Genomic DNA, 26,908 nt, shown 5'->3' with positions numbered 1-26,908 from the left:
AATGCTTAAGGGATCACGATGCAGAACGGCGCAATGAAAGCCTGGCTGGACTCTTCTTACCTCTCTGGTTCGAACCAGAGCTGGATAGAACAGCTCTATGAAGACTTCTTAACCGATCCTGACTCTGTTGACGCCAACTGGCGTTCTATGTTCCAGCAGTTACCTGGCACCGGAGTCAAACCGGATCAATTTCATTCCAAAACGCGTGATTATTTCCGTCGATTGGCGAAGGATGCCTCACGTTACACTTCTTCGATTTCCGACCCTGACACCAATGTGAAGCAGGTTAAAGTCCTGCAGCTCATCAACGCCTACCGCTTCCGCGGTCACCAGCACGCGAATCTCGATCCGCTGGGACTGTGGAAACAGGATAGAGTGGCGGATTTAGACCCGGCATACCACGATTTGACCGAGGCCGATTTCCAGGAAAGTTATAACGTAGGTTCCTTTGCCATCGGTAAAGATACGATGAAGCTGGGCGAGCTGCTGTCAGCGCTCAAACAGACCTACTGCGGCGCTATCGGCGCGGAATACATGCATATCACCTCTACCGAAGAGAAGCGCTGGATCCAGCAGCGTATTGAATCGGTAGCAGGGAAAGCCAGCTTTACCGCTGAAGAGAAAACACGCTTCTTAAGCGAACTGACCGCCGCTGAAGGTCTGGAGCGCTATCTTGGCGCGAAATTCCCGGGCGCGAAACGCTTCTCGCTGGAAGGCGGCGATGCGCTGATCCCGATGCTGAAAGAGATTATCCGCCACGCCGGCAAAAGCGGCACCCGCGAAGTGGTGCTGGGCATGGCGCACCGCGGCCGTTTGAACGTGCTGGTCAACGTCCTCGGTAAAAAGCCGCAGGATCTGTTTGACGAGTTCGCCGGCAAGCACAAAGAACATCTCGGCACCGGCGACGTGAAGTACCACATGGGCTTCTCTTCCGATATGGAAACCGAAGGCGGTCTGGTGCACCTGGCGCTGGCGTTCAACCCGTCGCACCTCGAAATCGTCAGCCCGGTGGTTATCGGCTCCGTGCGCGCCCGTCTGGATCGTCTGGACGAACCAGGCAGCAATAAAGTGCTGCCGATTACTATTCACGGCGACGCCGCGATAACCGGTCAGGGCGTGGTTCAGGAAACCCTGAACATGTCGAAAGCCCGCGGTTACGAAGTGGGCGGTACCGTACGTATTGTTATCAACAACCAGGTCGGCTTCACCACCTCGAACCCGCTGGACGCGCGCTCTACGCCGTACTGCACCGATATCGGTAAAATGGTTCAGGCGCCGATCTTCCACGTTAACGCCGATGACCCGGAAGCCGTGGCTTTCGTCACCCGCCTGGCGCTGGATTTCCGCAATACCTTCAAACGCGATGTTCTGATCGACCTGGTGTGCTACCGCCGTCACGGCCATAACGAAGCCGACGAGCCGAGCGCAACCCAGCCGCTGATGTATCAGAAAATCAAAAAGCATCCGACTCCGCGCAAAATCTACGCCGACAAACTTGAGCAGGACAAAGTGGCGACGCTGGAAGACGCCACCGAGCAGGTTAACCTCTACCGCGACGCGCTGGATGCCGGCGAATGCGTGGTAGAAGAGTGGCGTCCGATGAACCTGCACTCCTTTACCTGGTCGCCGTACCTCAACCACGAGTGGGATGAGAGCTACCCGAGCAAGGTCGAGATGAAGCGCCTGCAGGAGCTGGCTAAGCGCATCAGCACCGTGCCAGAAAGCATTGAAATGCAGTCCCGCGTCGCCAAAATCTACGGCGATCGTCAGGCGATGGCCGCCGGCGAGAAGCTGTTTGACTGGGGCGCGGCGGAGAACCTCGCCTACGCGACGCTGGTCGATGAAGGGATCCCGATTCGCCTGTCCGGCGAAGATTCCGGTCGCGGCACCTTCTTCCACCGCCATTCGGTTATTCATAACCAGGTGAACGGCTCAACCTATATTCCGCTGCAGCACGTGCACAACGGCCAGGAGCATTTCAAAGTCTGGGACTCCGTGCTCTCTGAAGAAGCGGTGCTGGCGTTTGAATATGGCTATGCCACCGCGGAACCGCGCACCCTGACCATCTGGGAAGCGCAGTTCGGCGACTTCGCCAACGGCGCCCAGGTGGTTATTGACCAGTTCATCAGCTCCGGCGAGCAGAAATGGGGCCGGATGTGTGGCCTGGTGATGCTGCTGCCGCACGGCTACGAAGGCCAGGGGCCGGAGCACTCCTCCGCGCGTCTGGAGCGCTATCTGCAGCTCTGCGCCGAGCAGAACATGCAGGTTTGCGTCCCGTCTACCCCGGCACAGGTTTACCACATGCTGCGTCGTCAGGCGCTGCGCGGGATGCGCCGTCCGCTGGTGGTGATGTCGCCTAAGTCGCTGCTGCGTCACCCGCTGGCGGTCTCCAGCCTTGACGAGCTGGCAAACGGCACCTTCCTGCCGGCGATCGGCGAAGTGGACGACCTCGACCCGAAAGCCGTGAAGCGCGTGGTGCTGTGCTCTGGTAAAGTTTATTACGACCTGCTGGAGCAGCGTCGTAAGAACGACCAAAAAGATGTCGCTATTGTGCGCGTAGAACAGCTCTATCCATTCCCGCATCAGGCGGTACAGGAAGCGCTGAAGCCTTATGCGCAGGTGCATGATTTTGTCTGGTGTCAGGAAGAACCGCTCAACCAGGGCGCGTGGTACTGCAGCCAGCATCACTTCCGCGAAGTGATTCCGTTTGGGGCCTCTCTGCGTTATGCAGGCCGCCCGGCCTCCGCCTCTCCGGCGGTAGGATATATGTCCGTTCACCAGAAACAGCAACAAGATCTGGTCAATGACGCGCTGAACGTCGATTAATTAAAGGATACATAATGAGTAGCGTAGATATTCTGGTTCCCGATCTGCCTGAGTCCGTAGCTGACGCGACCGTTGCGACCTGGCATAAAAAACCGGGCGATAGCGTCCAGCGTGATGAAGTGCTGGTGGAAATCGAAACTGACAAAGTGGTACTGGAAGTACCGGCATCAGCGGACGGCATTCTGGAAGCAGTGCTGGAAGATGAAGGCGCAACCGTGCTTTCTCGTCAAATTCTGGGGCGTCTGCGCGAAGGCAACAGCGCCGGCAAAGAGTCCGACGCGAAAGCCGATGCGAAAGAGTCCACTCCGGCTCAGCGCCAGCAGGCTTCTCTGGAAGAGCAGAGCAACGATGCGCTCAGCCCGGCGATCCGTCGTCTGCTGGCTGAACACAACCTCGATGCGAGCGCGATTAAAGGCTCCGGCGTTGGCGGCCGTCTGACCCGTGAAGATGTTGAGAAACATCTGGCGGCAGCGCCGGCGAAAGCGGAAGCCAAAGCGCCGGCCTCGGCCGCTGCTCCGGTTGCTCAGCTGGGCAATCGCTCTGAAAAACGCGTTCCGATGACCCGTCTGCGCAAACGCGTGGCCGAACGTCTGCTGGAAGCGAAAAACTCTACCGCCATGCTGACGACCTTCAACGAAGTCAACATGAAGCCGATTATGGATCTGCGTAAGCAGTACGGCGACGCGTTCGAAAAACGTCACGGCATCCGTCTGGGCTTTATGTCCTTCTACGTGAAAGCCGTGGTGGAAGCGCTGAAGCGCTATCCGGAAGTGAACGCCTCCATCGATGGCGACGACGTGGTGTATCACAACTACTTCGACGTCAGCATGGCCGTATCGACGCCGCGTGGCCTGGTAACGCCGGTTCTGCGCGATGTCGATCTGCTGGGCATGGCGGATATCGAAAAGAATATTAAAGAGCTGGCAGTGAAAGGCCGCGACGGCAAGCTGACCGTAGACGACCTGACCGGCGGTAACTTCACCATTACCAACGGCGGCGTCTTCGGTTCTCTGATGTCTACGCCAATCATCAACCCACCGCAGAGCGCAATCCTGGGTATGCATGCCATTAAAGATCGTCCGATGGCGGTCAATGGCAAGGTAGAAATTCTGCCGATGATGTACCTGGCGCTCTCCTACGACCACCGTCTGATCGATGGACGTGAATCGGTAGGCTTCCTGGTGGCGATTAAAGAGCTGCTGGAAGACCCGACTCGTCTGCTGCTGGACGTGTAGTGATAATGGCCCGGCGGCGTTTCGCCTACCGGGCCAATAAAACATCATCAGCGCTGTAAAGCGGCGATTTATCGCCCTACAGACTAAGTGATAACGATTACCTGAAGGATGGACTGAACACATGAACTTACATGAATATCAGGCAAAACAACTGTTTGCCCGCTATGGATTACCGGCGCCGGTGGGCTATGCCTGTACTACTCCGCGCGAAGCAGAAGAAGCCGCTTCAAAAATCGGTGCGGGTCCGTGGGTAGTGAAATGTCAGGTTCACGCTGGTGGCCGCGGTAAAGCGGGCGGTGTGAAAGTAGTTAACAGCAAAGAAGACATTCGCGCATTCGCGGAACATTGGCTGGGCAAACGCCTGGTGACCTATCAGACGGACGCGCACGGCCAGCCGGTTAACCAGATTCTGGTTGAAGCGGCGACCGATATCGCCAAAGAGCTCTATCTTGGCGCGGTAGTTGACCGTAGCTCCCGTCGCGTGGTGTTCATGGCTTCCACCGAAGGCGGCGTGGAAATCGAAAAAGTGGCGGAAGAGACGCCGCACCTGATCCATAAAATTGCTATCGATCCGCTGGCGGGCCCGATGCCTTACCAGGGCCGCGAGCTGGCGTTCAAGCTGGGTCTGGAAGGTAAGCAGGTTCAGCAGTTCACCAAAATCTTCATGGGCCTGGCGACCATTTTCCTTGAGCGCGACCTGGCGCTGATCGAAATCAACCCGCTGGTTATCACTAAGCAGGGCGATCTGATCTGCCTCGACGGCAAGCTGGGCGCTGACGGCAATGCGCTGTTCCGTCAGCCGGATCTGCGTGAAATGCGCGACCAGTCTCAGGAAGATCCGCGCGAAGCGCAGGCGGCACAGTGGGAGCTGAACTACGTTGCGCTGGACGGCAACATCGGCTGTATGGTTAACGGCGCAGGCCTGGCGATGGGTACCATGGACATCGTTAAGCTGCACGGCGGCGAACCGGCTAACTTCCTTGACGTGGGCGGCGGCGCAACCAAAGAGCGTGTCACCGAAGCGTTCAAAATTATCCTCTCTGATGACAACGTGAAAGCCGTGCTGGTGAACATCTTCGGCGGCATCGTGCGCTGTGACCTGATTGCTGACGGCATCATCGGTGCAGTAGAAGAAGTCGGCGTTAACGTCCCGGTGGTCGTGCGTCTGGAAGGTAACAACGCCGAGCTCGGCGCGAAAAGATTGGCTGACAGCGGCCTGAATATTATTGCAGCGAAAAGTCTGACGGACGCAGCACAGCAGGTTGTTGCTGCAGTGGAGGGGAAATAATGTCCATTTTAATTGATAAGAACACCAAGGTTATCTGCCAGGGCTTCACCGGTAGCCAGGGGACCTTCCACTCTGAACAGGCGATCGCTTACGGTACGCAAATGGTCGGCGGCGTGACGCCGGGCAAAGGCGGCACCACGCATCTGGGCCTGCCGGTGTTCAACACCGTGCGCGAAGCCGTAGAAGCAACCGGCGCAACCGCGACCGTTATCTACGTCCCGGCGCCGTTCTGCAAAGACTCCATTCTGGAAGCTATCGATGCGGGCATTAAGCTGATCATCACCATCACCGAAGGTATCCCGACGCTGGATATGCTGACCGTGAAGGTGAAGCTGGATGAAGCCGGCGTACGCATGATCGGCCCTAACTGCCCGGGCGTTATCACCCCAGGCGCATGCAAAATCGGCATCATGCCGGGGCACATTCATCAGCCGGGTAAAGTGGGCATCGTCTCCCGTTCTGGTACGCTGACCTATGAAGCGGTTAAGCAGACTACCGACTACGGCTTCGGCCAGTCTACCTGCGTCGGTATCGGCGGTGACCCGATCCCGGGCTCTAACTTTATCGATATCCTGAAGCTGTTCCAGCAAGACCCGCAGACCGAAGCGATCGTAATGATCGGTGAGATCGGCGGCAGCGCTGAAGAAGAAGCGGCAGCCTACATCAAAGAGCACGTGACCAAACCGGTGGTTGGTTACATCGCCGGTGTAACCGCGCCGAAAGGCAAGCGTATGGGCCACGCTGGCGCCATCATCGCCGGCGGTAAAGGCACGGCTGACGAGAAGTTCGCTGCTCTGGAAGCGGCCGGCGTGAAAACCGTCCGTAGCCTGGCAGACATCGGCGAAGCGCTGAAATCTATTATTAAGTAAATGTAGTAAAACGGCTCCCGCTATTTAATCGTTGAGATGGAATAGTGCGGGGCCGGTCCAGTTTCGACATGGTTGGCCACCTTGCGGTGGCCTTTTTTATGCCGCTCCCTCCGGGATCCCCGATGTTTTTCCGTTACGCCGGCTATGGCGCTCAGCGACAATAATGTTCCTGGCGCGGGTTGGTTTTTCACGCTCTTCCCCCGAAAACGCCGACGATCGCAGGTAAGATGGTTTTAACTTTAAATAGCCCTATTTAATCAATGGGTTACTCTAATTCCGTTTGCGGGATTGCGCTCGATAATAACGTCTTAAATAAGCATGGCTCTCTATTTTTACGCGATTTTGTATTATGCCGCTGATGCGAATAGCTATTTAATAGCGGTGCTCATCCGTTTTTAAATTATATCGCTAACGGCCTGACTAAATTGCCATATTTGACGGTAATTCTCTGTCGATGCGTTTTTAAATGCGGACAATAACAGCGGAAGCGTTTGTTATATATTCATTTTTTTTGCAGGGCACTGAAGGGGGGAGGGGCGGTGCACAAGCGTCATTATTTTTTGCGCCAGCGGCGGTGGGACGCGATGCATTTCTGCAACTCCGGGACGCCGATGGGCAGGAGCCCGGTTTCGTCGATGCGGAGATAGTTTCCCCTTGGTGTTAATTGTAAGTAAAAACAATGATAAATAAAATAAGTTGAAATTAATCGGGTAATAACTTGATAAAAAAAATCCGTGAGCTACGCGACATTATTTGCCAATAGTATCTGGTCCTGGCATCACTTCTTCCGCTTAAAAGGTAATGCGGCTTTAAATAAATCGACTATCATTTTTGGTAACTGATGATACCTTCGCAAAACATATTTTTAACCTATTGTTTACTAGAGTCGTACGTAGTAAACATAATTAACATTCCCAATAAAAATTGATTTAAATCAATGTTTAACTATTGGTAAAAAATGAGAAATGGAGTTAAATTGTTGCCGATCAAATTGGCCGAAAACCGGTATTTTCGCTATAAATTGATCGCCGTCGAAAAGTGCAAATTTATCTCAATAAAAACCTATTTATTGTAAGGGATTTGCAGCGTAATATAACCACGGGATCAATTTGGGTGTTTTTTTAACATGTTTGTAACTTTTCCCCATTACCGTTTCTTCTCAGGAAGAAAGGGGTCGGAGAAAGGTCGCATATAAATTTGTATTGGGGCATGTGTGTGACCCTTTCTAACGGGGTTCACTCTCGGAGTCTTCATGCGATGAGCAAGGAGTCATGATGTTAGATATAGTCGAACTGTCGCGCTTACAGTTTGCCTTGACCGCGATGTACCACTTCCTTTTTGTGCCGCTGACGCTCGGTATGGCGTTCCTGCTGGCCATTATGGAGACGGTTTACGTCCTTTCCGGCAAACAGATTTATAAAGATATGACCAAATTCTGGGGCAAGTTGTTTGGTATCAACTTTGCGCTGGGTGTGGCAACCGGTTTGACCATGGAGTTCCAGTTCGGGACAAACTGGTCTTATTACTCTCACTACGTGGGCGATATCTTCGGTGCGCCGCTGGCCATTGAAGGGCTGATGGCCTTCTTCCTCGAATCTACCTTTGTCGGTCTGTTCTTCTTCGGCTGGGATCGTCTGGGTAAAGTTCAGCACATGGCGGTGACCTGGCTGGTGGCTCTGGGGTCCAACCTTTCCGCACTGTGGATCCTTGTTGCTAACGGCTGGATGCAAAACCCGATCGCCTCGGACTTCAACTTCGAAACCATGCGTATGGAGATGGTCAGCTTCTCCGAGCTGGTGCTGAACCCTGTTGCTCAGGTCAAGTTTGTCCACACCGTCGCCTCCGGTTACGTCTGCGGCGCGATGTTCGTGCTGGGCATCAGCTCCTACTATATGCTGCGCGGTCGCGACTTCGCCTTCGCTAAACGTTCCTTTGCCATCGCGGCAAGCTTCGGTATGGCCGCTATTCTCTCGGTTATCGTGCTCGGCGATGAGTCCGGTTACGAAATCGGCGACGTGCAGAAGACTAAACTCGCGGCTATCGAGGCCGAATGGGAAACGCAGCCGGCGCCGGCCGCCTTCACCCTGTTTGGTATTCCCGATCAGGATGCGCAGCAAAACCGCTTCGCGATTCAAATCCCGTATGCGCTGGGGATCATTGCCACCCGCTCCGTGGATAAGCAGGTTACCGGCCTGAAAGAGCTGTTAGTTCAGCACGAAGCGCGTATCCGCAACGGCATGAAAGCCTACTCCCTGCTGGAAGAGCTGCGGGCCGGTTCGAAAGATCAGGCCGTGCGTGACGAATTCAACAGCGTCAAAAAAGATCTCGGCTACGGTCTGCTGCTGAAACGCTATACGCCGAACGTCTCCGACGCGACGGAAGCGCAGATTGCGCTGGCAACGAAGGACTCTATCCCTCGCGTTGCTCCGCTGTACTTTGCTTTCCGTATCATGGTTGCCTGCGGCATCCTGATGCTGGGTATCATTGCCGCCTCCTTCTGGACGGTTATCCGCAACCAGATCGGCGAGAAAAAATGGCTGCTGCGCATCGCGCTTTACGCGATTCCGCTGCCGTGGATCGCCATCGAATCCGGCTGGTTCGTTGCGGAGTATGGCCGTCAGCCGTGGGCAATAGGTGAAGTCTTGCCGACAGCGGTGGCGAACTCCTCGCTGACCGCCGCTGACCTGCTCTTCTCAATGTTGCTGATTTGCGGTCTGTACACCCTGTTCCTGGTGGCGGAGCTGTACCTGATGTTCAAATTCGCACGCCGTGGCCCAAGCAGCCTGAAAACCGGTCGCTACCATTTTGAGCAGTCTTCCGCGACTACTCAGCCGGCACGCTAAGACAGGAGTCGTCAAATGATCGATTATGAAGTATTGCGTTTAATCTGGTGGCTGCTGATCGGCATTCTGCTGATTGGTTTTGCCGTCACTGATGGCTTCGACATGGGGGTGGGGATGCTCACCCGCTTCCTCGGTCGTAACGACACCGAGCGTCGAATCATGATCAACTCCATTGCCCCGCACTGGGACGGAAACCAGGTATGGCTGATTACCGCGGGCGGCGCGCTGTTTGCCGCCTGGCCGACGGTCTATGCCGCGGCGTTTTCTGGCTTCTATATGGCAATGATTCTGGTGCTGGCGTCTCTGTTCTTCCGTCCGGTTGGCTTCGACTACCGCTCGAAGATTGAGGACACCCGCTGGCGCAACATGTGGGACTGGGGCATTTTCATCGGTAGCTTCGTGCCGCCGCTGGTCATCGGCGTGGAGTTCGGCAACCTGCTGCAGGGCGTACCGTTCCACATGGATGAATATATGCGCCTGTACTACACGGGTAACTTCGTCCAGCTGCTGAACCCGTTTGGCCTGCTGGCCGGTATTGTTAGCGTGGCGATGATCCTGACCCAGGGCGCGACCTACCTGCAGATGCGTACCGTCGGCGAACTGCACCTGCGCGCTCGCGCAACCTCTCAGGTTGCGGCGCTGGTGACGCTGGTCTGCTTCCTGCTGGCAGGCGTTTGGGTGGTCTACGGTATCGATGGCTACGTGGTGACCTCGGTTATCGATCGCGCAGCGCCGTCTAACCCGCTGACGAAAGAAGTGGCGCGTCAGGCCGGCGCGTGGATGGTCAACTTCAACAACATGCCGTCGCTGTGGGCGATCCCTGCGCTGGGCGTTGTGCTGCCGCTGTTGACGATTCTGACCTCGCGTATGGAGAAGGGCGCTCTGGCGTTTGTCTCTTCTTCCATCACCCTGGCGTGTATCATCCTGACCGCGGGTATCGCTATGTTCCCGTTCATCATGCCGTCGAGCACGATGATGAACGTTAGCCTGACCATGTGGGATGCGACCTCCAGCCAGATGACGCTGAATCTGATGACCTACGTGGCGATTGTCTTCGTGCCGATTATTCTGGGCTACACCAGCTGGTGCTACTGGAAAATGTTTGGCCGCATCACCCGCGAAGACATCGAAAAGAACACCCACTCGCTGTACTAAGGTAAGGAGCTATATATGTGGTACTTCGCATGGATTTTGGGAACGCTTCTTGCCTGTGCTTTTGGGGTTATTACCGCGCTGGCGCTTGAGCACGTGGAAGCCACCAAAGCAGGTAAAGAAGAACGCTGATGACAGTTATCGCGGTGCGATATACGAAATCATTCGGGTTGCATCGAGGCGGCAAGCCAGGGAATCCCCGGGAGCTTACACAGGTAAGTGACCGGGGTGAGCAGGCGTAGCCAACAAGGAGGCAACATAAATGATTAAGTATCTCTATGCGATAATGGATAAGCGCCCGCTCAGGGCGCTTTCTCTGCTGATGGCGCTGCTGCTGGCGGGCTGCATTTTCTGGGATCCGTCGCGCTTTGCGGCGAAAACCAGCGAGCTGGAAATCTGGCATGGTTTCCTGCTGATGTGGGCCGTCTGCGCCGGCGTTATTCACGGCGTGGGCTTTCGTCCGCGAGCCGTCTTCTGGCAGGGGATTTTCTGTCCACTCATCGCTGATATTGTCCTCGCTACAGGGCTTTTCTTTTTCTTCTTTTGAATGATAAAAGTATAAGAGAAGTCTGTTAACCTCATGGGCTTGCATAAGCCCATAAAAATTTACTCGCCGTTTACTTTCTCCCATTCCAAACCACGATTCCCGCGCGTATAGTAGCGAAGTTTGAAAGCACTAATCTTTTTTTGCATTACCGGGATGTAAAGTGAACACAGCGCGATATACCACGGCATTCTCAATGCATCGCGGCGGCAGGTACGCAACTCACCGGGAGCTTACAAGAGTAAGTGACTGGCGTGAGCGGACGAAGCCAACAAAGAGGCAGCAGGAATGAATAAGTATATGTTTCGATGGCCGGTTCGGGTCTACTACGAAGATACCGATGCCGGTGGTGTGGTTTACCACGCCAGCTACGTTGCTTTTTATGAAAGAGCGCGTACGGAGATGCTGCGCCACCATCACTTCAGTCAGCAGGTATTGCTGGCTGAGCGAGTTGCCTTCGTGGTTCGCAAAATGACGCTTGAATATTTTGCGCCCGCCAGGCTCGACGACATGCTCGAAATCCAGACGGAAATATCTTCGATGCGCGGCACCGCTTTGGTCTTCACGCAGCGAATCGTCAACGCCGAGAATACAGTGTTAAACGAAGCTGAAGTTCTTATTGTGTGCGTTGATCCACTCTTAATGAAGCCTCGTGCGCTTCCCAAGTCTATTGTCGCGGAGTTTAAGCAGTGACTGACATGAATATCCTTGATTTGTTCCTGAAGGCCAGCCTTCTGGTTAAACTTATCATGTTGATTTTGATTGGTTTTTCTATCGCTTCCTGGGCTATCATTATTCAGAGAACGCGTATCCTCAATAGCGCAACCCGCGAGGCCGAGGCCTTTGAAGATAAGTTCTGGTCGGGTATTGAGCTGTCTCGCCTGTATCAGGAAAGCCAGGGCCGTCGCGATAACCTGGCCGGTTCGGAACAGATTTTCTACAGTGGTTTCAAAGAGTTTGCCCGCCTGCATCGCGCCAACAGCCATGCGCCTGAGGCGGTGGTTGAAGGGGCCTCGCGCGCCATGCGCATCTCCATGAACCGCGAGCTGGAAACCCTGGAAACGCATATCCCGTTCCTCGGAACCGTCGGCTCCATCAGTCCGTATATCGGCCTGTTTGGTACCGTTTGGGGGATTATGCACGCCTTTATCGCCCTTGGGGCGGTGAAACAAGCGACTCTGCAGATGGTTGCGCCGGGTATCGCCGAAGCGCTTATCGCCACGGCAATCGGTCTGTTTGCGGCAATCCCGGCGGTAATGGCCTATAACCGTTTGAACCAGCGGGTGAACAAACTTGAACTGAACTACGACAACTTTATGGAAGAGTTCACCGCGATTCTGCACCGTCAGGCCTTTACCAGCAGCGAAAGCAATAAGGGGTAAGCCATGGCCAGAGCACGTGGACGCGGACGTCGCGAACTGAAGTCCGAGATCAATATCGTTCCGCTGCTGGATGTCTTGTTGGTGCTGCTGCTGATCTTTATGGCAACAGCGCCGATCATTACGCAGAGCGTAGAGGTCGACCTGCCGGATGCTACCGAATCGCAGGCGGTTAAAAGCAACGACGAACCGCCGGTGATTGTTGAAGTTTCCGGCGTCGGGCAGTACAGCGTGAAGGTTGGCCAGGAGACGCTGTCGCAGTTGCCGCCGGAGCAGGTTATTGCCGAAGCGAAGCGCCGACTCGAGGCCAATGAGAAAGCGGTGTTCCTGATCGGCGGCGCGAAGGACGTACCTTACGATGAAATTATTAAAGCGCTTAACCTGTTGCATAGCGCAGGGGTTAAATCGGTTGGCTTAATGACCAAGCCTATTTAATCGCTACAGATATGTGCGCCCGCAGGACGCAGGCGACGAGAGAAACAGGCTCGTCGCCTGCGAGAAAAGCGGGAACAGGCGAACAGTTTTTGGGAACCGATAGTGTCAAAGGCAACCGAACAAAACGACAAGCTTAAACGAGCCATCATAGTTTCAGTCGTGCTGCACATCATTCTGATCGCGCTGCTGATCTGGAGTTCGTTCGATGAGCATCTGGATACCTTATCCGGTGGCGGAGGAGGCTCTTCCATTGATGCGGTGATGGTCGATCCTGGGGCGGTCATTAACAACTACAACCGTCAGCAGCAGCAGCAGGCCAGCTCGCGCCGCGCCGCGGAGCAGCGTGAAAAGCAGGCTCAGCAGCAGGCCGAAGAGCTGCGTGAAAAACAGGCCGCAGAGCAGGAGCGTCTGAAGCAGCTGGAGCAGGATCGCCTGCAGGCTCAGGAAGCGGCTAAAGAAGCGAAAGAGCAGCAGAAGCAGGCCGAAGAGGCCGCAGAGAAAGCGGCCGCAGCGGCGAAGGCGAAGGCTGACGCTCAGGCGAAAGAGGCGCAGGAAACGGCGGCTAAAGCCGCAGCTGACGCCAAAGCGCAGGCGGATGCCCAGGCTAAAGCCGCGGAAGCTGCCGCAGCCAAGGCTGCCGCCGATGCGAAAAAGCAGGCGGAAGCGGAAGCGGCGAAAGCCGCAGCGGACGCGCAGAAAAAAGCCGAGGCGAAAGCGGCGGCAGACGCGCAGAAGAAAGCTGAGGCCGAAGCGGCCAAAAAAGCGCAGCAGCAGGCCGAGAAGAAAGCGCAGCAGGACGCGGCTAAGCAGGCCGCCGCCGAGAAGGCTGCGGCGGACAAAGCGGCTGCAGCGAAAGCCGCCGCTGAAAAGGCCGCGGCCGATAAAGCAGCAGCGGCAGAAAAAGCCGCAGCAGAAAAGGCGGAGAAAGCCGCCGCCGCCAAAGCAGCAGCAGCGGAAAAAGCGGCCGCGGATAAGGCTGCCAAGGCCGCCGCGGCGAAAGCTGCCGCAGCGAAAAAGGCAGCAGCGGCGAAAGAGGCGAGCGGCGTTGACGATCTGCTCGGCGACCTGAGCTCGGGTAAGAATGCGCCGAAAGGTGGCGGAGCGAAAGGGCAGGGGCAGCCGGCGAATTCAACCGGCACTTCGGGCAGCAACGGCGGGGCGTCTGGCGCGGATATCAGCGGCTACGCATCGCAGATTCGTAATGCTATTCAGAGCCGTTTGTACGGTGCTGATTTATATGCAGGAAAGTCTTGTGTGCTGCATATTAAGCTAGGTCCTGATGGACAATTGCTTGATATACAACAGGAAGGTGGGGATCCGGCTCTTTGCCAGGCCGCATTGACGGCGGCTAAAACGGCGAGGATTCCGAAACCACCTAGCCAGGCAGTTTATGAGAAAATAAAAGATGCCAAACTAGACTTTAAACTGTAATAGTTTTCCCCGTGCAAACGGGGCAAAACAACCTATGGTTGTAACCGGGTTTTGGTAGTTTTGTGTATTTGAGTTTGTTAACATTCTGCTAAATTATCGTGGGCTTTCCGCCCGGATAAGGGAGATATGATGAAGCAGGCATTACGAGTAGCATTTGGTTTTTTAATGCTGTGGGCGGCAGTGCTGCACGCAGAAGTACGTATCGAGATCACCCAAGGGGTGGACTCGGCACGCCCGATCGGCGTCGTACCGTTCCAGTGGGCCGGGCCGGGTGCTGCTCCTGAAGATATTGGCGGCGTGGTGGCGGCTGACCTGCGCAACAGCGGTAAATTCAACCCGCTGGATCGCTCGCGCCTGCCTCAGCAGCCGGGAAGCGCGCAGGAAGTTCAGCCTGCCGCATGGTCCGCGCTGGGTATTGACGCCGTGGTCGTCGGCCAGGTTACGCCAAACCCGGACGGTTCTTACAACGTTGCCTACCAGCTGGTCGATACCGGCGGTGCGCCGGGCACGATTCTGGCACAAAACTCTTATAAGGTGACTAAACAGTACCTTCGCTATGCGGGTCACACCGCCAGCGATGCGGTATTTGAGAAGCTGACCTCGATTAAGGGTGCGTTCCGTACCCGTATCGCTTTCGTTGTGCAGACCAACGGCGGCCAGTTCCCGTATGAGCTGCGCGTGTCCGACTACGACGGCTACAACCAGTTTGTTGTCCACCGTTCGCCGCAGCCGCTGATGTCTCCGGCCTGGTCTCCTGACGGCTCTAAGCTGGCTTACGTGACCTTCGAAAGCGGTCGCTCCGCGCTGGTCGTGCAGACCCTGGCTAACGGCGCGGTGCGTCAGATTGCCTCGTTCCCGCAGCATAACGGCGCGCCGGCTTTCTCGCCGGATGGCAGCAAGCTGGCCTTCGCGCTGTCGAAAACCGGTAGCCTGCAGCTGTACGTGATGGATCTGGGCTCGGGTCAGATGCGTCAGGTGACCAACGGTCGCAGCAACAACACCGAACCAAGCTGGTTCCCGGACAGCCAGAGCCTGGCCTTTACATCTGACCAGGCCGGTCGTCCGCAGATTTATAAAGTTGGCATTAACGGCGGTACTCCGCAGCGTATTTCCTGGGAAGGTTCGCAGAACCAGGATGTTGACGTGAGCGCCGACGGCAAATTTATGGTGATGGTAAGCTCGGCCAGCGGCCAGCAGCACATTGCCAAACAAGATCTGGTAGCGGGTGGCGTACAGGTTCTGTCGTCAACGTTCCTGGATGAAACGCCAAGTCTGGCACCTAACGGCACTATGGTTATCTACAGCTCTTCTCAGGGGATGGGATCCGTGCTGAATCTGGTTTCTACAGATGGGCGTTTCAAAGCGCGTATTCCGGCGACTGATGGACAGGTAAAATCCCCTGCCTGGTCTCCGTATCTGTGATAATAAATAATTGATTATTAAAGGAATCAAAGAAATGCAACTGAACAAAGTGCTGAAAGGGCTGATGATCGCTCTGCCGGTTATGGCAATCGCGGCATGTTCTTCCAACAAGAACGCCAGCAACGACCAGAGCGGTGAAGGCATGCTGGGTGCCGGCACTGGTATGGATGCTAACGCTAACGGCGGCAACATGTCTTCTGAAGAGCAGGCTCGTCTGCAGATGCAGCAGCTGCAGCAGAACAACATCGTTTACTTCGATCTCGACAAGTACGATATCCGTTCTGACTTCGCTGCAATGCTGGATGCGCACGCTAACTTCCTGCGCAGCAACCCGTCCTACAAAGTGACCGTTGAAGGTCACGCGGATGAGCGCGGTACTCCGGAATACAACATCGCTCTGGGCGAACGTCGTGCTAACGCCGTGAAGATGTATCTGCAGGGCAAAGGTGTTTCTGCTGACCAGATCTCCATCGTTTCTTACGGTAAAGAAAAACCTGCAGTACTGGGCCACGACGAAGCGGCTTACGCTAAAAACCGTCGCGCCGTACTGGTTTACTAAGAGAATTGCATGAGCAGTAACTTCAGACATCATCTGTTGAGTCTGTCGTTACTGGTTGGCATAGCGGCCCACTGGGCCGCTTTTGCTCAGGCGCCAATCAGTAGTGTCGGCTCAGGCTCGGTCGAAGACCGCGTCACCCAACTTGAGCGTATTTCTAACGCTCACAGCCAGCTTTTAACCCAGCTTCAGCAACAGCTCTCCGATAACCAGAACGATATTGATTCCCTGCGCGGGCAGATTCAGGAAAGTCAGTATCAGCTTAATCAGGTTGTTGAGCGCCAGAAACAGATCCTGCTGCAAATTAACGGTATGAGCAGCGGTGGAGCGACGACGGATGCGCAGGCGCCGGCGGCATCGTCTGGCGACGGGCAGGGCGCAGCGGCCGCTCCTGCGGCACCCGCGGCGAACTCCGGCGTTCCGGCGCTGACTGGCGATGCGAACACCGATTACAACGCCGCTATTGCGCTGGTGAAGGACTCGTCCCGCCAGGATGATGCGATGGCTGCGTTTCAGAATTTCGTTAAAAAGTACCCGGATTCAACCTATCAACCGAACGCCAACTACTGGCTCGGTCAGTTGAATTACAACAAGGGGAAAAAGGACGATGCGGCCTACTATTTCGCTTCGGTGGTGAAGAATTACCCTAAATCCCCGAAAGCGCCGGATGCGATGTTTAAAGTCGGCGTGATCATGCAGGACAAAGGTGATACCGCAAAAGCGAAGGCTGTTTACCAGCAGGTGGTCGGTAGATTTCCTGGTACCGATGGCGCAAAACAGGCTCAGAAACGTCTTAACGCGCTCGGATGATTATGCCATGACCAGAAATTGCAGTATTTCTGGTCTTGTCGCGTGAATCCTAAGCAGTCAGATGTTTTTTATCGAAATACTTGTTGCGCTGAATTCTTAAATCAGTAATATATGCCGCCGTTGCCACGGGATATCAAACAAGCCTGAAGCGATGAAAAAGCGGGTCGTTAGCTCAGTTGGTAGAGCAGTTGACTTTTAATCAATTGGTCGCAGGTTCGAATCCTGCACGACCCACCAATCGTTCTGGTGGAACGCGATAGTAAAACGTGAAGGATAACGTTGCATTAGCAACGGTGCCGTAGGGCGAGGCGAAGATCCTGCACGACCCACCGCTAACTTAGTTAGCAGCAGTATCCAGCGTAGTATCGGGTGATTAGCTCAGCTGGGAGAGCACCTCCCTTACAAGGAGGGGGTCGGCGGTTCGATCCCGTCATCACCCACCACTCGGGTCGTTAGCTCAGTTGGTAGAGCAGTTGACTTTTAATCAATTGGTCGCAGGTTCGAATCCTGCACGACCCACCAATTTTAACGTCTTACTCAGATGTTAAGCGTGAAGGATAACATTGCGCAGCAATGGCCCGTAGGGCGAGGCGCAGCCAAGTCATCCTGCACGACCCACCAATTTTATTGGTGACGAGTAAAAATTATTCAGGCAGTACCCGAGCGGGTCGTTAGCTCAGTTGGTAGAGCAGTTGACTTTTAATCAATTGGTCGCAGGTTCGAATCCTGCACGACCCACCAATGCTTAAAGTATTTAGCGGTAGAAAAAGTGAAGGATAACGTTGTGCAGCAACGGCCCGTAGGGCGAGGCAAAGACGAGTCATCCTGCACGACCCAGCATCCGGAATGATTAAAGCAGTAAACCCGTAAGGGGTCGTTAGCTCAGTTGGTAGAGCAGTTGACTTTTAATCAATTGGTCGCAGGTTCGAATCCTGCACGACCCACCAATGTAAAAAGGCGCCCTAAAGGCGCCTTTTTACTATGCACAGAACTTAACGATTCGAACCTGCCGCCGTTATGACAGCACCTTACGTGCTTCCTCAAAGATGTGCATATAGATGCAAGAAACGGCTCTGGATGCTTTCTGTGGCGCATATGAATAACATCAGGCTCTTCACTATCGCTGCAGGCGTTTTCTATTAATAGTCTCTACCTGCCAGATCAGACCCGGGAAAATACCAATGATAGGCACTAATACGTCCGGACTTATTCTGGCATCGCTTGTTAAGGCTTTCTGTATCGAGTAGTATTTAAGTTCTGATAACCGGAGGATTTAATGGCACAAATGGGGCGCCCCAGGACATTCGATCGTCAGCTGGCCGTTGAGCAGGCGATGCTTCTCTTCTGGGAACAGGGCTACGAATCGACCTCGCTCGCTCAATTAAAGGCGAAAATCGGGGGAGGGATCTCCGCACCGAGCTTTTATGCTGCCTTTTGTTCTAAGGAGGCGCTGTTTACCGAAGCGGTACAGTGCTATCTGAATAGCTATGGCCGGGTTACCGACTGCCTTTGGGACGATACTATTGCGCCCAGGGAGGCGATTGAACTGGCCCTGCGGCGCTCGACGAAAATGCAGTGCGAGTCCGGGCATCCCAGGGGCTGTATGGTGGCGTTGGGCACCATGAGTGCGCCTATGCCAGAGTATGCTCATGTTGTAAAACCACTATCTGATTCGCGTGCGCGAACGCTAGAAGGATTTATCCACTGCGTCGAACGCGGCATCGCGGCAGGTGAGCTTTCGGCGGAAACCGATGCCCGGTCTTTAGGAATAACGTTTAACGGTTTCCTGCTGGGGGTCTCTCTGTTAGCCCGGGATGGGATAAAAATTTCGGCTCTTAATGCCTCGATTACGGCGCTGATGAAACTATGGAATTAATGCGTAGTAAAGGGCTCCTCATATAGCGAGCCTCGCTCCTTTCCCCCGAACTTTCAGGCGAGGTCGAGGACTTCTTCGGAAACGAGACCGATCATGATATCTCCTTAACAATATAGCGCCGCAATGGTGACAAGTTGCAACCGCCAGCGTAGCCGTGACGTTCGTGGAGAGATGTTTCTGGCGCTCGGGCCTGCGGTCACCAGGCCGCAGCGGGCGAAGATCATTTTCCGCAGCGCTGAAATCTTATCAATATTCGTATCCGTCACGCTTCGCCTTATCACCGGCGCGTTGTCGAGGCAGTCCGAGGTTTTCTGCGGGACATTTGTATATCCAGGATGATAACGTCAGGATCATATTTCCGCACATAATCGATGCCTTACCAGTATCGAAAACGCTAAAACCTTTACGGTCTAATTAATCTATTAATACTCTGGCGATATCGACATCACCTTCGGTAAGGATAGCTTTTATTATATTACCGGAATGTGATTTCATTTATTAACACTTCTCCATCCAGCCTCCATGTAACCTCCACATAAAAGAGAAAAATAGTCGATAGCATTTAAATGTCAGATGTGAGAGCGATGTTAAGGCCAGATAGCGCTGCGGAGGATTTCTCTGGCATATCCGTTGTACCCCGATGTTTTTTATTATGGTTAACGGCGGCTTTGAATTTAATTATGTTTGTAGAGGATTTGATGGCGAAGAAATATTTTATTGCGGCAATTTTAGCGGGTCTGGTGGCGTCTACGCCGTTAATCGCCGCGCAGCAGGAGCCCGCATCGGGAAGCATTATCGGTCACGTTTCCGTCACGGGCGCCGGGACCCTGGACCAGTCTGAGCAGATTCTGCATGCAAAAGCCAAAAGCATGGGAGGGAGTGCGGTTCGTATCACGGGGGTGGGTGGTAAAAATAAGCTGTTCGCGACCGCGGAAATCCTGAAGTAACAGCTTAACTTTTGAGTTAATACCGCTTTTATCTGCCTCTTTTAACGTACGAAAATCACCGACAGGAAGATAGCCATGTATGCAGCTTTATCCTTTTTGGGTTTGTTCTATATGTTCTCCGCACATGCTGCCGAACAGCATGTCCATTCTCAGCCTGATGCACAGTTATCCGGCGCATCCCAAATGGCCAATGAAGCTAAGCCTAAATTAACGCTCTTTGAGCCAGAAAAAGATGTTCTGAAAGATGGATATGTCTTTTTGCCTTTTCAGGTTGATAATATGAAAATTCTTCCGCTGTATACGGAAATACACGGCAAAGAGGCGACAGCGCTCAGGCCAATGATTGGTCATCTGCACGTGATGGTTGATGGTGATGTAGCCCCCTGAAACACCGGACAGTAGCTGTATCTCCAGATAAGAGATAGGCTTAAATATATGTCTAACAACCATGTTAATTTTGAGATGACCGGGATCCTGTTAGGGCAAGAAGCCCGTAAGCGTAAGACTCCGCAAGAGAAAATTGCCATCATCCAGCAAACAATGGAGCCGGGTATGAATGTCTCCCACGTTGCTCGTCTGCACGGTATTCAGCCCAGTCTGCTGTTTAAATGGAAGAAGCAATATCAGGAAGGTAGCCTCACCGCCGTTGCGGCCGGAGAGGAAGTGGTTCCGGCTTCGGAGCTGGCGACTGCACTCAAACAGGTCCGGGAACTACAGCGTCTCCTGGGTAAGAAGACGATGGAAGTTGAGATCCTCAAAGAAGCGGTGGAGTACGGCCAGTCGCGAAAATGGATAGCGCACGCGCCCTTGTTGCCAAAGGACGGGGAATAGCTCTGGTTAGTCGCACCATGAGCGTGTCGCGTGCGCAGTTATCACTGCGGGTGAGCCGCTCTGCCGACTGGCAGGACAGGCGCAGCAACCGGCGTAATGACGAAGCTGATGCAGAGATACTGTCGGAGATCCTCGGCATCATCAGCGACATGCCCAGCTACGGTTACCGGCGGGTGTGGGGTATCCTGCGTAAGCAACGCCGTGTAGAGGGACTTCCACCGGTGAACGCCAAACGGCTTTACAGGATAATGAGCGAGCATAACCTGCTGTTGTTGCGTGATAAACCAGAGCGTCCGAAGCGGGAGCATAAAGGCAAAATCGCGGTAGCGGAAAGCGATATGCGCTGGTGTTCAGACGGCTTCGAGTTCGGTTGTGACAACGGCGAGAAGCTTCGGGTGACGTTCGCACTGGACTGTTGCGACCGGGAGGCCATAGACTGGGCAGCGAGCACGGGAGGCTACGACAGTTCAACGGTACAGGATGTGATGCTGAGGTCAGTGGAAAGGCGCTTCGGTAGCACGCTGCCGGGTAAACCAGTGCAGTGGCTGACAGATAACGGTTCAGCGTACACCGCGCATGAAACGAAGAAGTTCGCGCGAGAACTGAATCTGGAGCCGTGTACAACAGCGGTGAGCAGCCCACAAAGTAACGGCATGGCCGAACGGTTCGTGAAAACGATGAAGGAAGATTACATCGCGTTCATGCCAAAACCAGATGTGGGAACAGCGCTACAGAACCTTGCAGCGGCGTTCAATCACTAGAATGAAAATCACCCGCACAGTGCGCTGGGATATCACTCTCCGAGAGAGTACCGGCGGCAGCGGGCATCGTTAACTTAAGATACAAAAGCTGTCCGGAGATGGCGGGTCAAGATCAAATGGCAACGGGTGGAACTGGATACATGCAATAACTGACCCTATTTATTTTGGCCCGCTGACGCACGGCGAGCATAAGGTAAAAATCGAGCTTGTCGATGCCGCCCATAGCGTTATTGAGGTTCAGACAATTAAGATTATGGTGCCCTGATTTAAGCCGGCAGGATAAACTGAATGCCGGAAAATAAAAGGCCAGTCTGATAGCTGGCATTTTATTTTGCTCATCGCGCACGGTAAATCTGATATTACTCCTGAGATAATAATGCGTCATTTAAGTTGAAGCGGCTTACCGAAATGCCGCCGTCAGGGCCCGCTTTAAGCCAGCCCGGCGACGCTGGCCCATAACCTTTTGCCTGCAGAGATGCAGCGCGCGTGCCGCCGCCTTATCCGATCGAAGGCCCTTTTCTGCCACTTTTCTCCCCCGCAGTCTTTTATTAGATATGTACTGATCGATACGTAATTTGTTGACAGACCGCCTGTGGGTCATTAATGTACCGATCGATACATATATGGCAGCTGTCCGGCAGCGGTAGCCTTGCCAGACCTCCCTTTAATGAGAAAGAACACCATGACGACTTCGTTTTCAACGGCCACTGCCAGGGATGAGCGTTTGCCTCTGGCGGCGCTCCTGGCGCTGGCCATGACCGGGTTTATCTGCATTATTACCGAAACCCTACCGGCCGGTCTGCTACCGCAGATGGCTGCGGGGCTCGGCATTTCCACCGCTCTGGCGGGCCAAACCGTCACGGTCTACGCGCTGGGTTCGCTGCTGGCCGTTATCCCGTTAACCATCGCCACGCAAGGCTGGCGCAGGCGTAGCGTGCTACTACTGGCCATCATCGGCTTCCTTGTTTTTAATTCGGTCACAGCGCTCTCAACGAACTACTGGCTGACGCTTGTCGCCCGCTTCTTCGCGGGCGTTGCCGCGGGGCTGGCGTGGAGCCTGCTGGCCGGCTACGCCCGCCGCATGGTGCCGATCCATCAGCAGGGCAGGGCGCTGGCGGTGGCGATGGTCGGCACGCCAGTCGCGCTCTCCCTCGGTGTGCCCTTGGGTACATGGCTTGGTACGGCAATCGGCTGGCGCAGCGCATTCGGGATCATGTCTGCGCTGACCCTGGTGTTAATCGTATGGGTGCTTGCCCGGGTACCGGACTATCCGGGGCAGGGCGGCCACGAGCGTTTGTCTTTACGTCAGGTGTTCATGACGCCCGGAGTGCGGCCGGTGCTCGGCGTGGTGGTGTCCTGGATGCTGGCGCACAACATTCTCTATACCTACATTTCGCCGTTTGTCGCGCAGGCGGGGCTGGCTGATCACGTGGACGTGGTGCTGCTGATATTCGGCGTGGCCGCGCTCGTTGCTATCGGCGTCACCGGTCGCCTTGTTGATAACCGACTGCGCGGCACGGTGCTGGGTAGTCTGGCGCTATTCGCCATTGTCTCTCTGCTGTTCATCTGGCTGGCACGCGTACCGGCTTTCATCTACATCGGTGTGGCCGTTTGGGGGCTCACGTTCGGTGGTGCGGCAACCCTGCTGCAAACCGCACTGGCGGATGCCGCCGGCGAGGGGGCCGATGTGGCGCTGTCGATGAACGTTGTGGTCTGGAACGGCGCCATCGCGGGCGGTGGGCTTGTCGGCGGCATTTTGCTCAATACGTGGGGGGCCGCGTCTTTCCCGATTACGCTGGCGCTGGTGCTGATTGTCGGATTCCTGATTGCCCTGTCGGCGCGTACGCACGGCTTCAGGGCCGGGGCTCGTCATACGCACGTTTAGCAGAGACTGTTTAATTATTTGCATATCACCGGAGAAATACCTCGTGTTCAGAAAGTTACTTTCGACCCTTATCGCAGTGAAACGATTGTCACCTGTGTTTGCCGTGCTATGTACTTCAAATGGAGCACCCAGATCGTACAGAATCGTTGCCTCATAGAATAGGCTTCGCACGCGGTTTCCCGCCCAGACGAACGGTCGCTCCTCTGGCGACGGCGTTGTTAACCAGAGTGGTGACTTTATCGATCGCCCGCTGATTAATCAGCGGGCCGACGACAAACTCCGGCTGCATGAGAGAGCGTCGGGATAAGGGAAGCGAGCCGTGGCGTTTAGCGCCACGCGGTAGCGCGAAGGGCTTCAGCGTCTGCCGATCTGGCAATGTTCAGATGCCGCGCGCACCAGGAGCTTTTTAAAATAGTGAGGTTGACAGTTACTCTCGGCGATTGAAAAGGCTTAACTCGCACTCCCGCAGATAAATTTCCCACGACATTTTCTGTACAATCGGCTATCTTGTTTAGCATATAAAACACTACGGCCGTCCCGGTGCCGCGTGAAGGCATTTTAACGGTCTTTGAGTTAAGCCAGTAAAACGAGATTGCAAGATGAGCGTAATGTTTGACCCTGAAACGGCGATTTATCCTTTTCCCCCCAAGCCGATGCCGTTAAACCGCGATGAAAAGCACTTTTATCGCGAAAAGATCAAGCGCCTGCTGCGCGAACGCGATGCGGTCATGGTTGCCCACTACTATACCGACCCCGAAATCCAGCAGCTGGCGGAAGAGACCGGCGGGTGTATCTCGGACTCTCTGGAAATGGCGCGCTTTGGCGCCCGGCACCCGGCATCCACGCTGCTGGTTGCCGGCGTGCGTTTCATGGGGGAAACGGCAAAAATCCTCAGTCCGGAAAAAACCATCCTGATGCCGACGCTCCACGCCGAGTGCTCCCTCGATCTCGGCTGCCCCATTGATGAGTTCAGCCAGTTTTGCAATGCGCATCCGGATCGCACCGTAGTGGTCTACGCCAATACCTCCGCGGCGGTAAAAGCCCGTGCTGACTGGGTGGTGACCTCCAGCATTGCGGTTGAGCTGATTGAGCATCTTGATAGCCTGGGCGAAAAGATCATCTGGGCGCCGGACCGCCACCTGGGCAATTACGTACAAAAACAGACCGGCGCAGACGTCCTGTGCTGGCAGGGGGCCTGTATCGTTCACGATGAATTTAAAACCCAGGCGCTGACCCGAATAAAGGCGCTGTACCCCGACGCCGCGGTGCTGGTGCATCCGGAATCGCCGCAGTCGATTGTGGATATGGCCGATGCCGTCGGTTCTACCAGCCAGCTCATCAATGCGGCGAGAACGCTGCCTCAGCGCCAGCTGATTGTCGCCACCGATCGCGGCATCTTCTATAAAATGCAGCAGGCGGTGCCGGAGAAAGAGCTGCTGGAGGCGCCAACGGCCGGCGAAGGCGCTACCTGCCGCAGCTGCGCCCACTGCCCGTGGATGGCGATGAACGGCCTGAAGGCGATTGCCGAAGGTCTCGAGCACGGCGGCGCGGCGCACGAGATTCAGGTTGACGAGCAGCTGCGCACCGGCGCATTAATTCCGCTTAACAGAATGCTGGATTTTGCGGCTACACTACGGGGATAACCGACAACGCGTGTAATACGCTCTGGGGAAAAGATGGATTTTTTAAGTACGCAGAATATTTTGGTACATATACCCATTGGGGCCGGAGGGTACGATCTCTCCTGGATTGAGGCCGTCGGGACGATTGCCGGGCTGCTGTGCATCTGGCTGGCGAGCCTGGAAAAGATCGGCAACTATGCCTTTGGGCTGATTAACGTCACCCTGTTTGCCATTATCTTCTTCCAGATCCAGCTCTATGCCAGCCTGCTGCTGCAGGTATTTTTCTTCGTGGCTAACGTCTACGGCTGGTACGCCTGGTCGCGGCAGACCAGCAGCCACGAGGCCGCGCTGCAGATCCGCTGGCTGCCGCTGCCCAAAGCGCTGGGCTGGCTGGCGGCGTGCGCGGTGGCGATTGGCCTGATGACGGTATTTATCGATCCGGTGTTCGCCTTCCTGACGCGGGTGGCGGTGGCGCTGATGCAGGGGCTGGGGTTACAGGTCACTATGCCGGCGCTACAGCCGGATGCTTTCCCGTTCTGGGACTCCTGCATGATGGTGCTGTCGATCGCCGCCATGATCCTGATGACCCGCAAATACGTTGAGAACTGGCTGCTGTGGGTGATCATTAACGTGATCAGCGTGGTCATTTTTGCGCGGCAGGGCGTCTACGCGATGTCGCTGGAATACATGCTGCTGACCTTTATTGCCCTCAACGGCAGCCGGTTGTGGATCAACAGCGCGCGCGAGCGGGGTTCTCACGCGTTTTCTCGTTAGTGATGATGCTGATGGGCGTGCCCGGAGTGAGCCGTGTTAAGGCGGCACTCCGGGCCGCTGCAGGGCTGATACTCCATCTGTACGGTGGCGTGCTCAACGTCATACTTGTGGTGCAAAAATTCCTGGATACGATTCAGCAGGGCGTCGTGATCGTGCGGCGGGATGACCTGCACGTGCAGCGTCATCACCGTTTTTTCCCCGACCAGCCAGACGTGGACATGATGCACGTCGCGAACTTCGGCCACCGAGCGGCGTAAATCACGTTTCAGAGCGTCAACATCCAGCGAATGCGGCGCCCCCTCCAGCAGCTCGTTCAGGCTCTCCTTCAGCAGCCGCCAGGCGCTGCGCAGCACCAGGCAGGAAACCAGCACCGACAAAATCGGGTCAATTGGCGTCCAGCCGGTGGTTAAAATCACGATCGCGGCGATAATCGCTCCCACTGAACCGAGTAAATCCCCCAGCACGTGCAGCGCCGCGGCGCGAACGTTAAGGTTGCGCTCCTCGCCGCCGCGGTGAAGGATCCAGAAGGCCAGAATATTGGCCAGCAGCCCGGCGACGGCGATCGCCATCATCGCCGCCCCGGCGACGGGCTGCGGATGATTAAAACGCTGAATCGCTTCCCATACGATTAGAATGGTAATCACCACCAGCGCGATGGCGTTGACGAAGGCGGCGAGGGTCGTCAGGCGCAGCCAGCCGAAGGTATGGCGGGCGTTGGGTGGGCGGCTGGCAAAACGAACGGCCAGCAGGGCGAAGAGCAGGGCGGCGGAGTCGGTAAGCATATGGCCGGCATCGGCCAGCAGCGCCAGAGAGCCCGAGAGCGCGCCGCCGATCGCCTCAACCACCATAAAGCCGGCGGTGACGATAAAGGCCAGCAGCAGGCGGCGAGCGTTATTATCCTGCGGCTGCTGAGGTGAAGTATGCGAGTGCGCCATGGTGTCATCCCCTGATTATTCTCATTATTACTGTATGACATCATACCGATTTTCGGTGAACAAAATGAAAAAGGAGAGCCGCGGCTCTCCCCTTATTTTCAGGCGTGAAGATTATTACTGCGTGGTCCCGTCCGTTTTGCTACCGGTATCGCTCGGGGTGCTTTCCGGGCAGCGGCCGTCCTTACACATCGTGTTTTTATGGGCCTCGTCGCTCGTCATCCCGTCATGGCTCATGGTTGAACCGTCGGAGTTAAGCATCTTGTCGCCGGAGTTGATCTTGTCGTTATCCACCTTGTTTGGCGCGATGTTGGTACGGGCGTCGGGCGCGACCTGTCCGGCATCGGCGGAGGCGTTAGCCTGTCCGTTATTGGACTGGGCGCCGGTATCTGCCGCCAGCGCGGCGGCGCTGGTCAGGCCAAGGGTGACGGCTAAAAAGAGTGGGGTGAGGGTAGTCGTTTTCATAGGATGCTCCTGTTATGGTCGATAG

25 protein-coding genes, 5 tRNA genes and 1 pseudogene are annotated in these 26,908 nt (G+C 55.3%); 28 read left to right on the top strand and 3 right to left on the bottom strand.

What is annotated here, in order from left to right; translation table 11 throughout:
- Positions 1-18 precede the first annotated feature (18 nt).
- The 26 genes and pseudogenes from sucA to AC1M2H_RS19445 all read left to right on the top strand — a co-directional run bounded on the left by sucA (position 19) and on the right by AC1M2H_RS19445 (position 23,090).
- Positions 19-2,826: a 2-oxoglutarate dehydrogenase E1 component gene (gene sucA, locus AC1M2H_RS19570; protein ID WP_480148682.1), complete on the top strand. Its 2,808-nt coding sequence runs from the start codon at positions 19-21 to the stop codon at positions 2,824-2,826.
- A gap of 14 nt (positions 2,827-2,840) precedes the next feature.
- Positions 2,841-4,061: a 2-oxoglutarate dehydrogenase complex dihydrolipoyllysine-residue succinyltransferase gene (gene odhB / locus AC1M2H_RS19565; RefSeq protein WP_480148681.1), complete on the top strand. Its 1,221-nt coding sequence runs from the start codon at positions 2,841-2,843 to the stop codon at positions 4,059-4,061.
- A gap of 121 nt (positions 4,062-4,182) precedes the next feature.
- Positions 4,183-5,349 carry an ADP-forming succinate--CoA ligase subunit beta gene (gene sucC, locus AC1M2H_RS19560; RefSeq protein ID WP_426815419.1) on the top strand — a complete coding sequence of 389 codons (1,167 nt, stop codon included), beginning with the start codon at positions 4,183-4,185 and terminating at the stop codon, positions 5,347-5,349.
- Positions 5,349-6,218, top strand: a complete 870-nt coding sequence (gene sucD / locus AC1M2H_RS19555; protein ID WP_480148680.1) for a succinate--CoA ligase subunit alpha — start codon at positions 5,349-5,351, stop codon at positions 6,216-6,218. The genes sucC and sucD overlap by 1 nt, the downstream gene beginning before the upstream one ends.
- A 1,274-nt stretch (positions 6,219-7,492) precedes the next feature.
- Positions 7,493-9,061 (top strand): cytochrome ubiquinol oxidase subunit I, encoded by a 1,569-nt coding sequence (gene cydA, locus AC1M2H_RS19550; RefSeq protein WP_480151993.1) that lies wholly within the window; start codon positions 7,493-7,495, stop codon positions 9,059-9,061.
- 15 nt (positions 9,062-9,076) lie between these two features.
- Positions 9,077-10,216 carry a cytochrome d ubiquinol oxidase subunit II gene (gene cydB / locus AC1M2H_RS19545; protein WP_480148679.1) on the top strand — a complete coding sequence of 380 codons (1,140 nt, stop codon included), beginning with the start codon at positions 9,077-9,079 and terminating at the stop codon, positions 10,214-10,216.
- A 15-nt stretch (positions 10,217-10,231) separates the two neighbouring features.
- The gene (cydX, locus tag AC1M2H_RS19540; RefSeq protein ID WP_480148678.1) at positions 10,232-10,345 is read left to right on the top strand and encodes a cytochrome bd-I oxidase subunit CydX; all 114 of its coding nucleotides are present in this window, start codon (positions 10,232-10,234) and stop codon (positions 10,343-10,345) included.
- 130 nt (positions 10,346-10,475) lie between these two features.
- Positions 10,476-10,760: a cyd operon protein YbgE gene (gene ybgE, locus AC1M2H_RS19535; protein ID WP_480148677.1), complete on the top strand. Its 285-nt coding sequence runs from the start codon at positions 10,476-10,478 to the stop codon at positions 10,758-10,760.
- A 285-nt stretch (positions 10,761-11,045) separates the two neighbouring features.
- Complete coding sequence (gene ybgC, locus AC1M2H_RS19530) at positions 11,046-11,450, top strand: tol-pal system-associated acyl-CoA thioesterase (RefSeq protein ID WP_426815416.1); 405 nt, start codon at positions 11,046-11,048, stop codon at positions 11,448-11,450.
- Positions 11,447-12,139: a Tol-Pal system protein TolQ gene (gene tolQ / locus AC1M2H_RS19525; protein ID WP_426815415.1), complete on the top strand. Its 693-nt coding sequence runs from the start codon at positions 11,447-11,449 to the stop codon at positions 12,137-12,139. Before ybgC ends, tolQ begins: the two co-directional genes overlap by 4 nt.
- Positions 12,140-12,142: 3 nt before the next feature.
- On the top strand, positions 12,143-12,571 hold the full coding sequence (tolR, locus tag AC1M2H_RS19520; RefSeq protein ID WP_045854505.1) for a colicin uptake protein TolR: 429 nt from the start codon (positions 12,143-12,145) through the stop codon (positions 12,569-12,571).
- A gap of 102 nt (positions 12,572-12,673) precedes the next feature.
- Entirely contained in the window at positions 12,674-14,002 is a 1,329-nt protein-coding gene (gene tolA / locus AC1M2H_RS19515) for a cell envelope integrity protein TolA (RefSeq protein ID WP_480148676.1), read from the top strand.
- Between the two features lie 129 nt (positions 14,003-14,131).
- The gene (gene tolB, locus AC1M2H_RS19510) at positions 14,132-15,424 is read left to right on the top strand and encodes a Tol-Pal system beta propeller repeat protein TolB (protein WP_480151992.1); all 1,293 of its coding nucleotides are present in this window, start codon (positions 14,132-14,134) and stop codon (positions 15,422-15,424) included.
- Positions 15,425-15,458: 34 nt separating this feature from the next.
- Complete coding sequence (gene pal / locus AC1M2H_RS19505; RefSeq protein ID WP_004859700.1) at positions 15,459-15,983, top strand: peptidoglycan-associated lipoprotein Pal; 525 nt, start codon at positions 15,459-15,461, stop codon at positions 15,981-15,983.
- A 9-nt stretch (positions 15,984-15,992) separates the two neighbouring features.
- Positions 15,993-16,790 (top strand): cell division protein CpoB, encoded by a 798-nt coding sequence (gene cpoB / locus AC1M2H_RS19500; protein WP_480148675.1) that lies wholly within the window; start codon positions 15,993-15,995, stop codon positions 16,788-16,790.
- Between the two features lie 161 nt (positions 16,791-16,951).
- A tRNA-Lys gene (locus tag AC1M2H_RS19495) sits at positions 16,952-17,027 on the top strand.
- A 130-nt stretch (positions 17,028-17,157) separates the two neighbouring features.
- Positions 17,158-17,233, top strand: a tRNA-Val gene (locus AC1M2H_RS19490).
- 3 nt (positions 17,234-17,236) lie between these two features.
- Positions 17,237-17,312 (top strand) — tRNA-Lys (locus tag AC1M2H_RS19485).
- A 143-nt stretch (positions 17,313-17,455) separates the two neighbouring features.
- Positions 17,456-17,531 (top strand) — tRNA-Lys (locus AC1M2H_RS19480).
- A 130-nt stretch (positions 17,532-17,661) separates the two neighbouring features.
- Positions 17,662-17,737 (top strand) — tRNA-Lys (locus AC1M2H_RS19475).
- A 329-nt stretch (positions 17,738-18,066) separates the two neighbouring features.
- Entirely contained in the window at positions 18,067-18,666 is a 600-nt protein-coding gene (locus AC1M2H_RS19470; RefSeq protein WP_480148674.1) for a TetR/AcrR family transcriptional regulator, read from the top strand.
- Positions 18,667-19,250: 584 nt separating this feature from the next.
- Complete coding sequence (locus AC1M2H_RS19465) at positions 19,251-19,613, top strand: YdgH/BhsA/McbA family protein (RefSeq protein WP_480151991.1); 363 nt, start codon at positions 19,251-19,253, stop codon at positions 19,611-19,613.
- A gap of 75 nt (positions 19,614-19,688) precedes the next feature.
- Entirely contained in the window at positions 19,689-20,000 is a 312-nt protein-coding gene (locus AC1M2H_RS19460) for a DUF6130 family protein (protein WP_480148673.1), read from the top strand.
- Positions 20,001-20,075: 75 nt separating this feature from the next.
- Positions 20,076-21,283: pseudogene (locus tag AC1M2H_RS19455) on the top strand (IS3 family transposase).
- 1 nt (position 21,284) lies between these two features.
- Complete coding sequence (locus tag AC1M2H_RS19450; RefSeq protein ID WP_480151990.1) at positions 21,285-21,470, top strand: DUF6130 family protein; 186 nt, start codon at positions 21,285-21,287, stop codon at positions 21,468-21,470.
- Between the two features lie 417 nt (positions 21,471-21,887).
- A complete protein-coding gene (locus tag AC1M2H_RS19445) occupies positions 21,888-23,090 on the top strand; it encodes an MFS transporter (protein WP_480148672.1) in 1,203 nt (400 codons plus the stop codon).
- Between the two features lie 151 nt (positions 23,091-23,241).
- Here the strand turns inward: AC1M2H_RS19445 and AC1M2H_RS19440 are convergent, their stop codons facing one another.
- Positions 23,242-23,379, bottom strand: a complete 138-nt coding sequence (locus AC1M2H_RS19440) for an aldehyde dehydrogenase family protein (protein ID WP_480148671.1) — start codon at positions 23,377-23,379, stop codon at positions 23,242-23,244.
- Between the two features lie 310 nt (positions 23,380-23,689).
- On the opposite strand from AC1M2H_RS19440, the gene nadA reads away from it, so the two are divergent.
- Both nadA and pnuC read left to right on the top strand, forming a co-directional pair.
- Positions 23,690-24,733 (top strand): quinolinate synthase NadA, encoded by a 1,044-nt coding sequence (gene nadA / locus AC1M2H_RS19435; RefSeq protein WP_480148670.1) that lies wholly within the window; start codon positions 23,690-23,692, stop codon positions 24,731-24,733.
- Between the two features lie 33 nt (positions 24,734-24,766).
- Positions 24,767-25,486 (top strand): nicotinamide riboside transporter PnuC, encoded by a 720-nt coding sequence (gene pnuC / locus AC1M2H_RS19430; protein ID WP_480148669.1) that lies wholly within the window; start codon positions 24,767-24,769, stop codon positions 25,484-25,486.
- On the opposite strand, the gene zitB is transcribed toward pnuC, so the two are convergent.
- Both zitB and AC1M2H_RS19420 read right to left on the bottom strand, forming a co-directional pair.
- Entirely contained in the window at positions 25,483-26,421 is a 939-nt protein-coding gene (gene zitB, locus AC1M2H_RS19425; RefSeq protein WP_480148668.1) for a CDF family zinc transporter ZitB, read from the bottom strand. The genes pnuC and zitB overlap by 4 nt on opposite strands.
- A gap of 114 nt (positions 26,422-26,535) precedes the next feature.
- Complete coding sequence (locus AC1M2H_RS19420; protein ID WP_480148667.1) at positions 26,536-26,883, bottom strand: protein YbgS; 348 nt, start codon at positions 26,881-26,883, stop codon at positions 26,536-26,538.
- Positions 26,884-26,908 lie beyond the last annotated feature (25 nt).

Source organism: Klebsiella sp. F11 (assembly GCF_056712265.1).
The sequence above is the reverse complement of the archived record's forward strand: the minus strand, read 5'-3'. Positions and strand labels throughout refer to the sequence as shown.

What these genes read in the sequence shown, in the direction of transcription:
- sucD (WP_480148680.1), top strand. Translation starts at nt 5,349, where the DNA reads ATGTCCATTTTAATTGATAAGAACACCAAGGTTATCTGCCAGGGCTTC.
- AC1M2H_RS19445 (WP_480148672.1), top strand. Translation starts at nt 21,888, where the DNA reads ATGACGACTTCGTTTTCAACGGCCACTGCCAGGGATGAGCGTTTGCCT.
- AC1M2H_RS19440 (WP_480148671.1), bottom strand. Translation starts at nt 23,379, where the DNA reads ATGCAGCCGGAGTTTGTCGTCGGCCCGCTGATTAATCAGCGGGCGATC.
- tolR (WP_045854505.1), top strand. Translation starts at nt 12,143, where the DNA reads ATGGCCAGAGCACGTGGACGCGGACGTCGCGAACTGAAGTCCGAGATC.
- sucA (WP_480148682.1), top strand. Translation starts at nt 19, where the DNA reads ATGCAGAACGGCGCAATGAAAGCCTGGCTGGACTCTTCTTACCTCTCT.
- ybgE (WP_480148677.1), top strand. Translation starts at nt 10,476, where the DNA reads ATGATTAAGTATCTCTATGCGATAATGGATAAGCGCCCGCTCAGGGCG.
- sucC (WP_426815419.1), top strand. Translation starts at nt 4,183, where the DNA reads ATGAACTTACATGAATATCAGGCAAAACAACTGTTTGCCCGCTATGGA.
- pnuC (WP_480148669.1), top strand. Translation starts at nt 24,767, where the DNA reads ATGGATTTTTTAAGTACGCAGAATATTTTGGTACATATACCCATTGGG.
- odhB (WP_480148681.1), top strand. Translation starts at nt 2,841, where the DNA reads ATGAGTAGCGTAGATATTCTGGTTCCCGATCTGCCTGAGTCCGTAGCT.
- cydX (WP_480148678.1), top strand. Translation starts at nt 10,232, where the DNA reads ATGTGGTACTTCGCATGGATTTTGGGAACGCTTCTTGCCTGTGCTTTT.
- AC1M2H_RS19470 (WP_480148674.1), top strand. Translation starts at nt 18,067, where the DNA reads ATGGCACAAATGGGGCGCCCCAGGACATTCGATCGTCAGCTGGCCGTT.
- AC1M2H_RS19465 (WP_480151991.1), top strand. Translation starts at nt 19,251, where the DNA reads ATGTTAAGGCCAGATAGCGCTGCGGAGGATTTCTCTGGCATATCCGTT.
- cpoB (WP_480148675.1), top strand. Translation starts at nt 15,993, where the DNA reads ATGAGCAGTAACTTCAGACATCATCTGTTGAGTCTGTCGTTACTGGTT.
- AC1M2H_RS19420 (WP_480148667.1), bottom strand. Translation starts at nt 26,883, where the DNA reads ATGAAAACGACTACCCTCACCCCACTCTTTTTAGCCGTCACCCTTGGC.
- cydA (WP_480151993.1), top strand. Translation starts at nt 7,493, where the DNA reads ATGTTAGATATAGTCGAACTGTCGCGCTTACAGTTTGCCTTGACCGCG.
- tolB (WP_480151992.1), top strand. Translation starts at nt 14,132, where the DNA reads ATGAAGCAGGCATTACGAGTAGCATTTGGTTTTTTAATGCTGTGGGCG.
- ybgC (WP_426815416.1), top strand. Translation starts at nt 11,046, where the DNA reads ATGAATAAGTATATGTTTCGATGGCCGGTTCGGGTCTACTACGAAGAT.
- AC1M2H_RS19460 (WP_480148673.1), top strand. Translation starts at nt 19,689, where the DNA reads ATGTATGCAGCTTTATCCTTTTTGGGTTTGTTCTATATGTTCTCCGCA.
- cydB (WP_480148679.1), top strand. Translation starts at nt 9,077, where the DNA reads ATGATCGATTATGAAGTATTGCGTTTAATCTGGTGGCTGCTGATCGGC.
- nadA (WP_480148670.1), top strand. Translation starts at nt 23,690, where the DNA reads ATGAGCGTAATGTTTGACCCTGAAACGGCGATTTATCCTTTTCCCCCC.
- pal (WP_004859700.1), top strand. Translation starts at nt 15,459, where the DNA reads ATGCAACTGAACAAAGTGCTGAAAGGGCTGATGATCGCTCTGCCGGTT.
- zitB (WP_480148668.1), bottom strand. Translation starts at nt 26,421, where the DNA reads ATGGCGCACTCGCATACTTCACCTCAGCAGCCGCAGGATAATAACGCT.